14 protein-coding genes and 1 tRNA gene are annotated in these 14895 nt (G+C 49.8%); 7 read left to right on the top strand and 8 right to left on the bottom strand.

Going from position 1 to position 14895, the window contains the following annotated elements; genetic code table 11:
* Positions 1-266: 266 nt before the first annotated feature.
* The 4 genes from SHK35_RS00245 to SHK35_RS00230 form a co-directional block, all read right to left on the bottom strand.
* A complete protein-coding gene (locus SHK35_RS00245; RefSeq protein ID WP_318705198.1) occupies positions 267-662 on the bottom strand; it encodes a bacteriohemerythrin in 396 nt (131 codons plus the stop codon).
* A 78-nt stretch (positions 663-740) separates the two neighbouring features.
* Positions 741-2066 carry a M18 family aminopeptidase gene (locus SHK35_RS00240; RefSeq protein WP_318707975.1) on the bottom strand — a complete coding sequence of 442 codons (1326 nt, stop codon included), beginning with the start codon at positions 2064-2066 and terminating at the stop codon, positions 741-743.
* 17 nt (positions 2067-2083) lie between these two features.
* Complete coding sequence (locus tag SHK35_RS00235) at positions 2084-3025, bottom strand: GDP-L-fucose synthase family protein (RefSeq protein ID WP_318705196.1); 942 nt, start codon at positions 3023-3025, stop codon at positions 2084-2086.
* A 35-nt stretch (positions 3026-3060) separates the two neighbouring features.
* Complete coding sequence (locus tag SHK35_RS00230; RefSeq protein ID WP_318707974.1) at positions 3061-3630, bottom strand: DJ-1 family glyoxalase III; 570 nt, start codon at positions 3628-3630, stop codon at positions 3061-3063.
* A gap of 109 nt (positions 3631-3739) precedes the next feature.
* Between SHK35_RS00230 and SHK35_RS00225 the strand changes: the two genes are divergently transcribed.
* On the top strand, positions 3740-4231 hold the full coding sequence (locus SHK35_RS00225; RefSeq protein ID WP_318705194.1) for a CYTH domain-containing protein: 492 nt from the start codon (positions 3740-3742) through the stop codon (positions 4229-4231).
* 30 nt (positions 4232-4261) lie between these two features.
* On the opposite strand, the gene SHK35_RS00220 is transcribed toward SHK35_RS00225, so the two are convergent.
* The gene (locus tag SHK35_RS00220; protein ID WP_318705223.1) at positions 4262-5488 is read right to left on the bottom strand and encodes a 6-phosphofructokinase; all 1227 of its coding nucleotides are present in this window, start codon (positions 5486-5488) and stop codon (positions 4262-4264) included.
* A gap of 144 nt (positions 5489-5632) precedes the next feature.
* Between SHK35_RS00220 and SHK35_RS00215 the strand changes: the two genes are divergently transcribed.
* From SHK35_RS00215 to SHK35_RS00205, 3 genes are read left to right on the top strand one after another with little or no spacing between them, the layout of a single operon-like run.
* Positions 5633-5887 (top strand): FeoA family protein, encoded by a 255-nt coding sequence (locus SHK35_RS00215; RefSeq protein ID WP_318707973.1) that lies wholly within the window; start codon positions 5633-5635, stop codon positions 5885-5887.
* Positions 5884-7743, top strand: a complete 1860-nt coding sequence (gene feoB / locus SHK35_RS00210) for a ferrous iron transporter B (protein ID WP_318707972.1) — start codon at positions 5884-5886, stop codon at positions 7741-7743. Before SHK35_RS00215 ends, feoB begins: the two co-directional genes overlap by 4 nt.
* 44 nt (positions 7744-7787) lie before the next feature.
* Complete coding sequence (locus SHK35_RS00205) at positions 7788-8180, top strand: DUF3783 domain-containing protein (RefSeq protein ID WP_318707971.1); 393 nt, start codon at positions 7788-7790, stop codon at positions 8178-8180.
* Positions 8181-8196: 16 nt separating this feature from the next.
* Here the strand turns inward: SHK35_RS00205 and SHK35_RS00200 are convergent, their stop codons facing one another.
* Positions 8197-9081, bottom strand: a complete 885-nt coding sequence (locus SHK35_RS00200) for a DegV family protein (RefSeq protein WP_318705190.1) — start codon at positions 9079-9081, stop codon at positions 8197-8199.
* Positions 9082-9182: 101 nt separating this feature from the next.
* On the bottom strand, positions 9183-11342 hold the full coding sequence (locus SHK35_RS00195; RefSeq protein ID WP_318707970.1) for an alpha-L-rhamnosidase: 2160 nt from the start codon (positions 11340-11342) through the stop codon (positions 9183-9185).
* A gap of 295 nt (positions 11343-11637) precedes the next feature.
* On the opposite strand from SHK35_RS00195, the gene SHK35_RS00190 reads away from it, so the two are divergent.
* Together SHK35_RS00190 and SHK35_RS00185 are read left to right on the top strand one after the other, a co-directional pair.
* Positions 11638-12528: a helix-turn-helix domain-containing protein gene (locus SHK35_RS00190; RefSeq protein WP_318707969.1), complete on the top strand. Its 891-nt coding sequence runs from the start codon at positions 11638-11640 to the stop codon at positions 12526-12528.
* A gap of 116 nt (positions 12529-12644) precedes the next feature.
* Positions 12645-12726: transfer RNA gene (locus tag SHK35_RS00185), tRNA-Leu, on the top strand.
* A gap of 201 nt (positions 12727-12927) precedes the next feature.
* Here SHK35_RS00185 and SHK35_RS00180 read toward each other — a convergent pair.
* Positions 12928-13386 carry an Lrp/AsnC family transcriptional regulator gene (locus tag SHK35_RS00180; RefSeq protein WP_318708059.1) on the bottom strand — a complete coding sequence of 153 codons (459 nt, stop codon included), beginning with the start codon at positions 13384-13386 and terminating at the stop codon, positions 12928-12930.
* A 171-nt stretch (positions 13387-13557) separates the two neighbouring features.
* On the opposite strand from SHK35_RS00180, the gene SHK35_RS00175 reads away from it, so the two are divergent.
* The gene (locus tag SHK35_RS00175; protein ID WP_318708058.1) at positions 13558-14895 is read left to right on the top strand and encodes an MATE family efflux transporter; all 1338 of its coding nucleotides are present in this window, start codon (positions 13558-13560) and stop codon (positions 14893-14895) included.

The following is a 14895-nucleotide window of genomic DNA, read 5'->3' as shown; positions in this document are numbered from 1 at the left end:
GTATTATATTTATAAATATTCAATTTTGCTTCTACACAATTTCCTTTATTTTAACTTTCTATTACATTTTCGTCAACAGCAAAATTAAAAATATGTAAAAATTTGTCGATGAATGAGCTTTTATTTTAGGCAAGGTATAAAGATGCAGCGTAAAATTCACTATGGCTAAAATAAAAAAACGTCCTGCTCCGGCAAAGCGGAAAAGCCGCCGCCGAAACAGGACGTTTTTTTCATACACGCCTGGCAATGCGCGTTTTCGCCTCTGTTTACTTTCCGATGAGGCCGTCCACATGGAGAATGTGATTGATCAGCCAGTCTGTAAGAAAATTCAATATATTCATAATCTGCTGATCCTGATCCTCCGCATCCTGCATGTGCTCCAGGTCAAATTCTTCCAGCTTTTCAATGAAAGCCTGGTGCTGCACCTTCTGCGTGAAAAGCCTCTTGTAATGGATGGACTCCATATAGGCCTCCTCATCGGCAAAATGCTTTTTCGTATATTCCCTGAGCTTTTCAAGAATATCGGAAATATTATCATATTTATCCGGCGTAAATTCCTCATGGAGCAGCTCATAGGCCTCGTTGGCATAGGCAAATATCTGCTTGTGCTCCTCGTCGATCAAGTCAATTCCAATAAAGTATTCCGGTTTCATTTCATACATAATGCCATCCTCCTGCTTTCTTCATTCTTCTTTTTTATTCAGCTTCCCTTTTATTCCTTCCCCTGTGCTTTGTTTTTTCTATTCCTGCCAAAACTGCTTCAGGGCCTTTACCGCATATTCCGTATCCCGCACTCCTGCCGTTTCCACTGCAGAGTGCATGGCAAGCTGGGGCAGGCCGATATCCACGCAGGATAAGGACACATGAGCCTCAGACAGATTTCCCAGGGTAGAGCCGCCCAGTATATCAGAGCGGTTTGCATAGGTCTGCCAGGGAACCTTTGCCTGGCTGCAGATATGCTTCATTTTTGCGGCAGATACCGCATCTGTGGCATATTTTTGGCCTCCGTGATATTTGATCACAATTCCGCCGTTTAAATAGGGGCGGCTGGTAGGGTCGGAGAGCTCCGGATGATTGGGATGAACCCCATGGGCGTTATCCGCCGAAATGAAAAAGCTTCCGGCGATCATGGAAAGAAGTCCCTCCCCTCCCAGGCCAAGCCCCTTTGCAGCACGAAACAGCGTATCCTCCAAAAAGGTGGAATCCGCCCCCTGCTTTGTGCCGCTGCCTACCTCCTCGTTGTCAAACACCACACACAGATTAATGTAATTTTTCGGCCTGCTCTCCAAAAAAGCCCTCAGAGAAGCGTACACGCACTGCAGGTCGTCCAGTCTGGGAGAAAGCACAAATTCCTCCTTAGCCCCAAGGATTTTCCCTTTTTCCCTGACGTAAAGAAAGAGATCCTGTCCCAGAATTTCCTCCTCCTTTACCTGTGCAGCCCTGGCCAGCTCTTTTCGCAAAAGGCCCTTTCCCCCGTCGCTGCCTCCTTCTGCAAACAGGGGCAGCATATCCTTCTGGGGATTGTATTCCACCCCTTTGTTTATGTCACGGTTTAAGTGAATTGCCACACTGGGAATTACGAAAAGGTCTCTGTCAATGTTCACCAGCCTGGTGGATACTTCCCCCTTTTCTTCGTCCCAGAAAGCAACGCGGCCCGCCACGGACAGGGCTCTGTCCATCCATGTGGACAAAATCATGCCGCCGTACCTTTCCGTGTTCAGCTTCACATAATGCCCTTCCACACAAATTTCCGGCTCCTCCTTCACCCGAAAGGAGGGCGAGTCACTATGGGAGGCCGTTATATGAAATCCTTTCCATCCGGTATTTTCCGGAATCTGAAGGGCAATGATGGAGGAGCCGTTTCTTATGACGTAATAATTGCCGCCGGGCTGAATCTGCCATTCCTGGGTCTCCAAAAGCTCCTCAAAGCCCTGGTTAGAGAGCGCCTCCCTGATATTTTCCACCACATGGAAGCTGCTGGGACTTTTCTCAATAAAAGCCAGCAGCTCCCTCGCACACCTTTGACTTTCCTTCATAGCCTGCTTTATCCCTTTCCCATTCTCCATTGGGCTTCGCCTCTGCCTTAACGCTCCGCCCGCATGGGGTTGTTCAGAAAATCCTCATAGGTCAGGCGGATTCCCTCCTCAAGCTCCGTGGTATAATGGTAGCCCAGACGCTCCAGCTTGCTCACATCCAACAGCTTTCTGGGTGTGCCGTCAGGCTTTGAGGTATCCCACTTGATCGTTCCCGTGTATCCCACCACCCGGGCCACCAGCTCAGTCAGCTCCTTGATTGTCAGCTCCTTTCCGGTTCCCAGATTTACCGTCTCGTTTCCGCTGTAGGTATTCATCAGAAATACACAGGCGTCCGCCAGATCGTCCACATACATAAATTCCCTGAGAGGCGTGCCGGTTCCCCAGCAGACCACCTCGTCAGCCCCCGCCTCCTTGGCCTCATGAAACCTGCGTATCAGCGCAGGAAGCACATGGCTGTGGGTGGGATGGTAATTGTCGTTTGGACCGTACAGATTGGTAGGCATTACGCTGATATAATCAGTGCCGTACTGGCGGTTTAAATATTCACAATATTTTAAGCCTGAGATCTTCGCCAGCGCATAGGCCTCGTTTGTTTCCTCCAGCTTCGAGGTGAGCAGGCAATCCTCCTTCATGGGCTGGGGGGCCATGCGGGGATAAATGCAGCTGCTCCCCAAAAATAAGAGCTTTTTGCACCCATTCTGCCATGCCGCATGAATCACATTCATCTCCAGCATCATATTTTCATACATAAAGTCAGCCTGGGCCTGGCTGTTTGCCAAAATGCCTCCCACCTTTGCGGCGGCCAAAAACACATAGTCCGGCCTCTCTTTTGCAAAGAAGGCCTCCACCTCCTCCTGCCTGCACAGATTCAGCTCACTGTGGCTTTTTGTTAACAGATTTTGATATCCGTTTTTTGACAGGGCCCGGCAGATGGCGCTTCCTACCATTCCCCGATGACCTGCCACATATATTTTTGCTTCTTTTTCCATCGCCATGACTCCCTGTTTCCCCGGGCGGACATCCCTTAGGGTCTATCCTCCCCGCTCTCCCTGTACACAATGGCTTCCGCCATCTGCTCAGCCTTTTGTCTGCCGCAGAACACCCCGGCAATGGCCAGCGCAAAAGGAATTGAGGTCCCCATGCCTCTGGAGGTGATTACATTTCCATCCACCTCCACCGGTCCCTTGGTCACCAAAGCTCCCGCCAGATGGCTTTCAAAGCCCGGATAGCTGCACGCCCTTCTTCCTTTCAGAATGCCTCTGTGTCCCAAAATGCTGGGGGCCGCGCAGATCGCCGCCACATATTTGCCGGAAGCGTAAAAGGCGTCTACCTGCTCCATAAGGGCCTGGCAGGCCTCCAGATTCTTAGTCCCGTCTCCGCCGCCGGGAAGCACCAGCATATCATACTCTGCAAAGTCTGCCTGGGACCAGGTCTTATCCATTTCCACCAGAATGCCGTGGGAGCCCTTCACCTGCTTTTGCTCCGTAATGGACACCATATCGATGGCCAGTCCGCATCTTCTGCAGATGTCTACAACGGTCAGCCCTTCTATCTCCTCATAGCCCTCTGCGAAAAAAATTGCAATTCGTTTCATTGCGTCTACCTCCATTTCTGAAAACAGTATACACACTTGTTCCTTTTTTTTCAATTCTTTACTTTGATTTGATAAAAAATATGATATACTAAATCCATGGAGGTACAATATGGAAATAGAACGTAAATATACAATCAAAAAGCTTCCCGAAAATCTGGAAAGCTATCCCTGCCACCATATCGAGCAGGCCTATCTGAATGTAAACCCAGTTGTCCGCGTGCGCAAACAGGATGACGAATATTATATGACCTACAAAGGAAACGGCATGATGGCCAGGGAGGAGAGCAATCTTCCTTTAAATAAGGAAGCCTATTATCATCTGCGGGCAAAAGCCGATGGAAACATTATTTCCAAAAAGCGCTACCTGATTCCCTTAAACCATCCCGGCTTTAAACCGGGATTTCCCGTGCCCCCCGCTGATTACAGCCTTACCATTGAGCTGGACGTGTTCGATCCGCCCTTCGCCCCTCTTATTATGGCGGAGGTGGAATTCGGCAGCAGAGAAGCCGCCGAATCCTTTGTGCCTCCCGATTGGTTCGACAGAGAAGTCACCTACGACAAAGAGTATCACAATTCCTATATGGCGCTGCAGATTTCCTGAATCATACGGAAGGCTTTCCAGCCTTCCGTATTATTTTCGCACCAAATGGCCGGGCAGTCCGTCAATATACAAAGGCTGGAGCTCTCCCATAATCAGGGGCCGTGCATATTGTATAAATTCCTCCGTAAGCCCCCTTCCATCCTCTGTAATCCATTCTTTGGGCACTGTCTTTTCCTGATTTGCAATGGTATGAATGTCATGCACATCCACGCTGCACAGATAAGGCCTGTCCTGCAGTCTGCGAAGCACCGTCATGACGCCTGTGCGGCCCTCTGCCGCCGCCATAACCCCATGATACCCCGCCTCTCTCGCCTCATCTGCATCCGTAAGGGAAGCAAGATGCGCTGCGGAGCGCTGCAGCGTTGACAATTCAATGGCCCGGGCCTTAAATCCAGTCTGGCTCTTTACCATTTCCGCCAGTGTCAGCCCACAGCCGGAAAGCTGCTTATGTCCAAACACGTCCACGCTGTCCGCACCTCCGGAAAGCTCGCAGACGAATCTTCCGTCCCCAAGCCTGATCCCCTCTGAAACCGCAATCACCACCGTGTTTTTTGTCTCTGCCACGGCACGGATATGGGAGAGAAAATCCTCCGGGTCAAACACTCTCTCGGGAAGATAAATCGCATCCGCTCCATCGCAGTCCTCCCCCTTTGCAAGGGCAGCCGCAGCCGCCAGCCAGCCCGCATGCCGTCCCATGATCTCCACAATCAAAACCGTGGGCTTTGTAAGACCTGTGGACTGCACATCTCTTATGACCTCCTTCATGGATGCAGCGATATATTTGGCTGCAGAGCCGTAGCCGGGACAGTGGTCCGTCACCGGAAGATCATTGTCCACCGTCTTTGGAATCCCCACAAACCGCTGGCTCTTTCCATGGGAGGCTGCATAATCGGACAGCATTTTCACCGTATCCATGGAGTCGTTTCCGCCAATGTAAAAAAAGGCTTCAATCTGGTATTCCTCCATTACGGCAAACACCTGCTCATAGACCGCTTCATTGCCTGCAATCTGCGGCAGCTTATAACGGCAGGTTCCCAGGAAGGCCGAGGGCGTCCTGCGCAAAAGCTCCCTTCCCATACCGCTTTCCAGATAATCCTCCAGACAGATGAGATTTTTCTCCAAAAATCCCTGAATCCCATGCACCATGCCATAGACATGATCCGCTCCCAGCTCTTTTGCCGCCTGATAAACTCCTAAAACCGACCCGTTGATCACAGCGGTGGGCCCGCCGGACTGCCCTACCACTACATTCCCCATACGCTTCACTTTCCTGTCCTCCTTTTTTGTTCATTATAGCATTGGCAAAAAGGAATTGTCTACCGTATCAATTACTTGTTTCAGCGCATAGAATACCATAACTGCTCCGCTTTCCGGAGAAAAATGTGCAAAGGCAGCGCTAAGATGAAAAAAGACACAAATTCCTATTGTTCCCTGGACACCCTGGCGCCGGGGAAATCCGGCAGAATCCTTTCCATCCAATGTGAAGAGCATATGAGACAGCGCCTGCTTGACATGGGCTTTGTAAAGGATTCCCTTATCACCTGCGAAGGAGAAAGCTCCCATAAGGACCCAAAAGCCTTTCTTCTGCGGGGCTGCGTCATTGCGCTGAGAAACGCGGACAGCCGCCATATTTTCATTCAGGAGGTTACGTCATGATCATCGCTCTCGCCGGTAATCCAAACGTAGGCAAAAGTACGGTATTCAACGCTCTCACCGGTCTGAAACAGCATACAGGAAACTGGCCCGGAAAAACCGTCACAAGCGCAAGAGGCTTCTTTGAAACAAAGCATTTCTCCTGTGAGCTGGTGGATTTGCCCGGAGCCTATTCCCTGACCCCTCATTCCGCAGAGGAAGAGGTCACAAGGGATTTTCTTTTAGAGGAAAACCCCGACGCCGTTATTGTGGTCTGCGACGCCTCCTGCCTGGAACGCAATCTCCTGCTTGCCCTCCAGGTCTCTTTTCACTGTCCCTCGGTGATGCTTTGCGTCAATCTCATGGACGAAGCGGCCAAAAAGGGGATTCATATTGATCTGGCCCTTTTGGAAAAGCTGCTTGGCTTTCCGGTTTCAGGCACGGCCGCCAGACAGCGTCAAGGGCTTGCGGAGCTGAGCGGACGTCTGGATCATCTGCTGCTGGAAAAAAAGCAGAGGGAAAAGGACTCATTGCAAAAAACTCCCCTTCCCTCCCCGGATCAGCTTGCCACAGCCGCCTCCTCCATCGCCTCCCAGGTCACCTTCCTCGAAAATGCGGACTATCGGAAAAAGGATCGGAAGCTGGACAAAATCCTTACAGGCAGATATACAGGCTTTCTTGCAATGCTGCTTCTTTTGTCTCTCATTTTCTGGATTACCGTGACCGGAGCCAATTATCCCTCAAGCCTGCTCTCACAGCTTTTCCTGATGCTGGAAGAAGGCCTGTCCCATCTGTTATCAAAGCTTCAGGTTTCCCCCCTCCTTTCGGATTTTCTGCTGGAAGGAGTCTTTCGGGTGCTGTCCTGGGTGGTTTCCGTCATGCTTCCTCCTATGGTCATTTTTTTTCCTCTCTTTACCCTGTTGGAGGATTCCGGATACCTGCCGAGAATTGCCTACAATCTGGATTATTACTTTCAGAAATGCCGTGCCTGCGGCAAACAGGCCCTTACCATGGCCATGGGCTTTGGCTGCAACTGCGTGGGGGTTTTAGGCTGCAGAATTATCGACTCTCCCAGAGAACGGCTCATCGCCCTGCTCACCAACAGCTTTGTGCCCTGCAACGGCCGTTTTCCCATCCTGGTCACCTTGATCGCCCTATACTTTACAGGCCCAGGCGGCTCCTCCTTCTTTGACAAAGCAGCCTCCTCCCTCCTTGCGGCGCTCTGTCTTACCGGCTTCCTTTTGCTCGGGGTGCTCATGACCTTTCTGGCCTCAAGACTACTTTCCGCCACCCTGTTAAAGGGAATGCCCTCCTCCTTTGTACTGGAGCTGCCTCCCTACAGACGTCCCCAGATTCTGAAGGTCATCCTGCGTTCCCTTTTGGACAGAACCCTTTCTACCCTGCGGCGGGCCCTATGCGCCGCCGTTCCTGCAGGCGCTCTTTTATGGTGCATGGCAAACCTTACGATGGATTCCCGCTCTCTTTTGTCCATTGCCGCCTCCTTTCTGGACCCCTTTGCCCGTCTGATGGGTCTGGATGGGGTAATCCTTTTGTCCTTCCTGTTGGGAATGCCTGCCAATGAAATTGTAATTCCCATCATGCTGATGACCTATTTAGAGCAGGGAAGCCTTCAGGAAATAAACGACCCCAATCTGTTAAGGGCCATTCTCTCGGAAAATGGATGGAGCCTTGGCACGGCTGTATGTACCTGCCTTTTTACCCTGTTTCACTGGCCCTGCCTTACAACCCTCCTTTCCATAAAAAAGGAAACCGGAAGCCTGAAATGGACCGCCGCTGCCTTTCTGCTGCCCACCCTCTTCGGCGTTCTCCTCTGCATCCTCTTTGCACAGACTGCCGCTTTTTTTCTCCCCGCACCGTAAAAATGTGCTATACTATAGAAAAGATGCAGCGAAAGGAAGCAGTCATGAAAAACCAGCAGAAAATATTATTGTTCCATGTAGATAGAGAAAAACAGGCCCAGCTTTCAAAGCTGTGCCTGTCAATGGGAATCCAAATGATTTTCATAGAAAAAAAGCAGTACGGCGAAACACTGGGCGCTCTGGCGAAAATACAGGGAATCCCTCTGTCCAACACGCCTGATACAGGAGCGGAATTTCCTGCGGAAATGATGGTTTTCTCCGGTATGGATTCCCAGGCCCTGGATCATTTTTTAAAAAAATACAGGGAACTGCAGATTGCCCCCATCGCCTTAAAGGCTGTCCTGACGCCCAACAATATATTCTGGAGCCCAAGACAGCTTTACGGCGAACTGCAAAAGGAGCATGCCGCTTTTCAAAAGCAGCCCTTTGAGAGATAGCGTCCGGCCTTATCTGCTATTTCAGATACGGCTCATAGGCCTCCCTTGTGTCGTTTAAAAACACAATACCCAGAATGCCGGGGCCCGTATGCGCCCCGATAGCGCATCCTACCTGGGTCTCCAGAATATCCTTTACATGGTATCTCTCCCGAAGCTGCTCCTTCAAAAAGGCAAATGCCTCCTTGTCTGTGCCAAAGCAGGCTCCTACCACCTGATTTTCCAGATTCTTTCCCTTTTCACCTACCATATCCAGGATTCTCTTCTGGGCCTTCTTCCAGCCGCGCACCTTTTCCACAGCCTTCAGAGAACCGTTTTCATCCACAATGATGATGGGTTTGATATCCAGCACGGTTCCGGCCAGGAAGGAGGTGCGGCTGAGCCGTCCTCCCTTGAACAAATATTCCAGCCCGAATACCGTCACCGCATGCTCCATGTGCTCACAGAAGAAATGAGCCGCCTCTATGAGAAGCTCCTTGGGCGCTTTGTTTCTCTGCATCCGAAGCAGGCGTTCCGTCACCAGACCATAGCCAATAGAGGCGCATTTGGAGTCGATGATCGTCATGGTAAACTCAGGGAACTCCTCCTTCAGCGCCTGATACGCCAGATTGGCGGCATTGAAGGTTCCCGCAATCCCAGTGGAAAAGCAGATGTAAAGCACCTCATCTCCCCGCTCGGCAAAAGGGCGGAAATGTTCCTCAAACATATACTGGCTGATGTGATATGTCTTGATATCCTTGCCCGACGCCTGAATATCATAAAATTTGTCCGGAAAAATCGTTTCTCCGTCAAAGTAATCCGTACCCTCTATGGTCACAGGGGTGGGCATCACATAAAGACCATATTCCTTTTTCACGCACTCCGGTATATCCGAGGCCGAATCTGTAATGATACAAAAAGCCATATATTATTTCTCCATCTTCTGATTGTTTTCTTTATTGTATCGCGAAACTTAAGTTTTGACAAATAAAGATTTTCCAAAGATGGCTTTTTAGCAGAGAGTCTCTAAAAAATATAGCTGCCTGGCTCCACCTGGTATTCTTTTCCTTCTATTATAATGGCTGCGGGCACAGGGGTTGTGATCTCATAGCGGATTTTTTCCTCTCCCCAAAACCACTTGGAACAGATTTCACCGTGACGGGTTTTGACGGAGGCCTCCAGCCACTTTAACCGCTTATCCGGCATGGGGGCGATCACAGCCCGCTCAAATCCCGGCGCATCCTCGTCCGTCCTGATTCCCGCAGCAACGGTATATACCCAGTCCATAACGGAGCCGTAGGCATAATGGTTGTAGGAATTCATGTCGCTGCTCCAGAGCACCCCGTCATCCCGGATGCCGTCCCAATGCTCCCAGATGGTGGTTGCCCCGTGGTTCACCTCATAGAGCCAGGAGGGATATTCCTCCTGCAAAAGCAGATCATAGGCGCTTTGCACATATCCGTTTTCGCTGAGGGCATACAAAAGATAGGGGGTTCCTACAAAGCCTGTTTTCAGTCTGTTTTTGTTTTCCCGGATCATCTGCGCCAGAGCATCTGCCGTCTTTTGTCTGTCCTGGGTCAGGTGAAACTGCAGCGCAAGCACATGCTGAGTCTGAGTGCTGTATTCCCCAAAACGCTCCCGGAAGGTTTTTACAATGTTTTCATACAGGGTTTCATAGCTGCTTACATCCTTTCCCAGCACCTTTCCCGCTTTCACAAGCAGCAGGGTGGAATGGGCATAAAAGGCGCTTGCAATAAAATCAGGATCTGTAGCCCCTCTATAGCTTCCGTAGGGGGCGTCCAGCGCCAGCCAGTCCCCATAGTGCTTTTCCCACAGCTTTTTTGCCCCTTGGCCGGAGGTCCACAGATACGGTTCCAGACTGTCTTTCGTTATATAGTCCACCCACCTTTTCATTGCCTCAAAATTCTCTTCAAGCACCCGGGTATTTCCATACATTTGATATATCTGCCAGGGAATTACAGTGATGGCATCCCCCCAGGCCGTGCTGGCTTTTGGAGTTTTCCAGAAATTAGGGACAATATCCGGCACCGCACCATTTTCCAGCTGTTCGCATCTTACATCCCGAAGCCATTTTTCAAAAAATTTCTCCGAATCGTAATTGTAGCAGGCCGTTTTGGCAAATACCTGCGCATCTCCAAGCCAGCCCATTCTTTCATCCCTCTGAGGACAGTCTGTGGGAATGTCGATAAAATTAGCCCGCTGGGACCACAGCACATTTTCAAAAAAGCGGTTCAGTCCAGCGTGGGAACACTGGATATGGCCCGTCCGCTCCATGCTGGAATAAATTGCAATTCCTCTAAAGCAATCCAAATCCACCTCCATGGGAAATTCATCCAGCCGGATATAGCGGAATCCGAAAAAGGTAAAATGAGGCTTATAGGTCTGCTGCCCCTCCTTGCAGATATAGGTAAGCACCGCTTTGGCCGTACGATAATTTTCGGTATAAAAATTCCCCTGGCTGTCCAGAATTTCCCCGTGGGAAATCACGATCCTGGTGCCTGCAGGAGCGTTTACGGACAGCTCCAGGTATCCCGCAAAATTTTGACCAAAATCCACAATCCTCTCTCCCTTGGGAGAGGTAAACAGCCGTACGGGCCTGATTCTTTCCTGTTCCCGGATTTCTTCCCCCTCCTGGGCAATCAGTCTGTCCCTGGAAAGCGCTTCTATCTTCACAGGCTCCCATTCTCCTCCCGAAAATCCGGCATCATAAACCTCACCGTCATAAATATCAGAAAACCGAATGGGACTTTCTCCCACAGACCAGCTCTCGTCGGTGACAATGGTTTCCCTGCTTCCATCCACATATTCCAGCGTCAGCTGGGCGATCAGAGCACAGGGCATGCCATTGACCTCAGTATCCCTTTCACTGATTCGTCCCCTGTGCCAGCCTTTTCCTACCGTCACGGTGAGAATGTTTTCCCCCATTCTCACCCCCTCCAGCTGATAGGTCTGACACTGCAGACGTTCCTTATAGGCTGTACAGCCCGGGGCCAGAATAAACTCCCCCACTCTTTTGCCGTTCAGGCAGGCCTCATAAACTCCCACAGCGGTAATCTCAAGCTGTGCTGCCTTTACTTCCCTTTCCACCTGAAATTTTCTGCAAAACTGCGGGCACACATCACCCATGTCCTCCTTACAGCCTATCCACAAAGCCTGTTCCAACATCCCTTTTCCTCCTTGCCGTTCTCCTTTTAGCGCCCATTTTATCGGGTAATTGCGAAACTCGCTTCCTGGTCTCAGAAACTGGGCGTAATAACCAAAATAAGGGTGACTAGCCACTGCTTCGGAACCCGTTTTTGGTTATTATGACCAGGTTCGTGACTTTGTCAGCGAGTTCCGCAATTACCTCCTGTATTTATGTATACTCTGATTATATAAAAGCCAGTGACATTGTCCATAAAATAGGGTATTATATTTATAAATTGGTACGATAAAATAAACGATTGTACAGGAGTTTGCAATGCAGAAGCTTCCTCTTAAGAATCCCGAGCCCTATATCCGGTTTGTCAACAATTACAGGCCCAACTATTCCTATGTGGAGCAGAAACGGGTTTTATACGACCACGAGATGATGTATGTCATGAACGGCTCGGTGGAAATGCACTACGGAGAAAAAATATATCCTTTAAAAAAGGGAGATGTGTTTTACCTGGAACCAGGGGTTGAAAATTATATTGTAGTGAAGGAGGAATGGCATTTCCGCACCCACTGCATACATTTTGACTGGCTTGCCCCTTTGCCGGAATATGACTTTACGGCGGAGGAATTTTATATGCACTCGGTTCTGTCCTCCGATTACCACAAGCGTCTGGAAAAAATCAAAGAGCGCCCCATCTACGTGCCCCAAGATTTTTCTCTGCCTAATTTTATGGGGAACGTACCCTACGAGAGGCTTTCCGCGCTGTTTGCCAAATGCTGTCACGCCTTCTGCGGAAAAGATGCGGTCTCCCAGATAAAGCTGAAATCTGCCTTTTGGGCGATCCTCTCAGAGCTCACAGACTGCTTTTGCGCCAAAACAGCTTCCCCCATACACCCTAAGATTCTCTATGCCATGGAGTATCTGCGGGCCAATTATACCCAGAGCATCTCCGTGCCTCAGCTTGCAGAGAAATACTGCCTGTCTCCCAAATATTTCGGCGCCCTGTTCAAGGACGCAGCCGATGTCAGTGTCAGCGAGTATGTTCTGAGGCTTCGGCTCTTCGCTGCAAAGGAAATGCTTTTGGGCACGGATATGAAGATAGAGGAGATTGCAGAAAGAACAGGGTTCCAAAACCCTTTTTATTTCTCAAAATGCTTCCGCCAGCAGGAGAAGCTGTCCCCATCTGAGTACCGCAGTCTTTTAAGGTCTTAGAAAGAACCGTTTCTCCATACGCTCCCCGCCGCCCAAGCTTCAGAATCCCCGCCGCCCAAGCTTCAGAATTTCTTGACAAGGAGAAGGCTTAGCAGTTATAATCAATAACGTGTTACGCGGATATGGCGGAATTGGCAGACGCGATAGATTTAGGTTCTATTGTCAGCAGACGTGCAGGTTCAAGTCCTGTTATCCGCATTTCATTCTGCTCCTTGTGTTTTGGTCCGGGCAGAGGTATAATAAGCTTGGCGTCAGTTCTGGGAGGAGTGCGGCTTGCCGTATCGCCAGTGTCTAGGTTCACACTCATAGATTATCCCGTAGAACACTCGGCGGCTGACGCTGCTAAAAATCGTGGTCTTTTATCTGCAGCTGCCATTTTTCAGCAGCTGCAGTTTTTTTCTACAGCCGCAGTCCCTTGATATCCTTGATTCGGGAAAAAATCATATTGCAGTTACATTCCAAAACCCCCGGAAGCTTGTCCATGGTGTTATAGATTAACTCCTCCATTTCCTCCCCGCAGGAGGCCACCGCATGCACATGCAGCCTGCTCTTTCCCGTGACACGGTAAATCTGCGTAATGGTATCCTGCTCTTTCAACAGCCCTGCAACCTCCATCAGCCGGTCCGGCATAGTTTCGATTTCAAAATAGCAGGAAACGGCTCCGTTGATTTTCTGGGGATTGATAATCGTTGTATATTCCTCGATAATCCCTTTTTTCTCAAGGGCCTGCACCCGCATTTTTACAGCCACACGCGAAATGCCAATCTGCTGCCCTATTTCAGAATAAGACATTCTGGCATTCTGTATCAGCAGCCGGACAATTTTCTGATCCAGCTCATCAAGACCGTCCAAAAACATAAAAGGCCATCTCCCTTCCATCCTGCATCTCATTTTCCACCATTATACAATCTGCCTTTTCAGGAAGTCAAGCAAATCGCAACTATATTATTGACATTGTATTTCTTTTAGAATAAAATAAGTTACGAATGTTAATTTAAATAATACGTAATGAAAGCTGTGGTGTGGAAAATGGAAGCTGAGCTGACCAAGGGACCTGTTATGAAAACCATGCTGCGTTTTGCCATTCCCATGATTCTCGGGGATCTTCTGCAGCAGTGCTATAATATCGCCGATACCTTGATTGTGGGACGGTTTCTGGGCGCTGATGCGCTGGCTGCTGTAGGAAGCGCATTCTCCCTGATGACCTTTCTGACCTCTATTCTGCTGGGACTTGCCATGGGAAGCGGAACCGTCTTTTCTATCCGTCTGGGCAGAAGGGACATTCCGGGACTCAAGGAGGGCATCCTGGCGTCCTTTACGCTTCTGGGCGTTGTCACCGTAATCATAAATCTGCTCATTTTCCTGGGAATCGACTGGATTATATGGGCGCTGCGCACCCCGGTGAGTCTGAAGGCTTTGATGCGGGAATATCTCATCGTGATTTTTGCAGGCATGATAGGTATTTTTCTCTATAACTTTTTTGCCTCTCTGCTGCGTTCCCTGGGCAATTCAACCACTCCCCTTGTTTTTCTTGCCATCTCAGCTGTATTAAACATCGTTCTGGATTTATGGTTTGTGGCAGGCTTAAATAGAGGAGTGGCAGGCGCCGCAGAGGCAACCGTTATCTCACAGTATGTTTCCGGAATCGGAATTGCTGTCTACACAAAAATAAAATTTCCTGAATTTTTGAAAAAGGATAAAAATGTCCGGCTCCGATTAAGCCGCGTCAGGGAAATCACCAGCTTTTCCATGCTCACCTGTCTGCAGCAGTCCATTATGAATCTTGGAATCCTGGCCGTACAGGGTCTGGTGAACAGCTTTGGCCCCACCATCATGGCCGCCTTTGCCGCCGCCGTAAAAATCGACGCCTTTGCCTACCTTCCCGTACAGGATTTCGGCAATGCCTTTTCCATTTTCGTGGCGCAAAACTTCGGTGCGAACCAGATGGACCGCATCAAAAAAGGAATCCGCGGGGCTGTGGTTATCTCTCTGTCCTTCAGCCTTTGCATTTCCCTGTGTGTCTTTCTGTTTGCAGAGCCCCTCATGTCGCTTTTTATCAGCCGGGAAGAAACAGCCGTCATCGCAGAGGGAGTCCGTTACCTTCGTATTGAGGGTTCCTTCTATTTTCTGATCGGCGGCCTGTTTCTGCTCTACGGTTTATACCGGGCTCTGGGCAGGCCCGGTATGTCCGTGATTCTCACCATTGTATCGCTGGGCACCAGGGTAGGGCTGGCTTACACACTCTCTGCAATCCCCCTTTTCGGCGTTGCAGGAATCTGGTGGTCCGTACCCATCGGCTGGTTTTTGGCAGATCTTTTGGGTGTGGGATATTATTTCATCAGGCAGAGAAGGCAGCTTTCCGCTTAG

The organism is Candidatus Acetatifactor stercoripullorum, from assembly GCF_944382095.1.
Taxonomy (GTDB): Bacteria; Bacillota; Clostridia; order Lachnospirales; family Lachnospiraceae; genus Acetatifactor; species Acetatifactor stercoripullorum.
The sequence above is the reverse complement of the archived record's forward strand: the minus strand, read 5'-3'. Positions and strand labels throughout refer to the sequence as shown.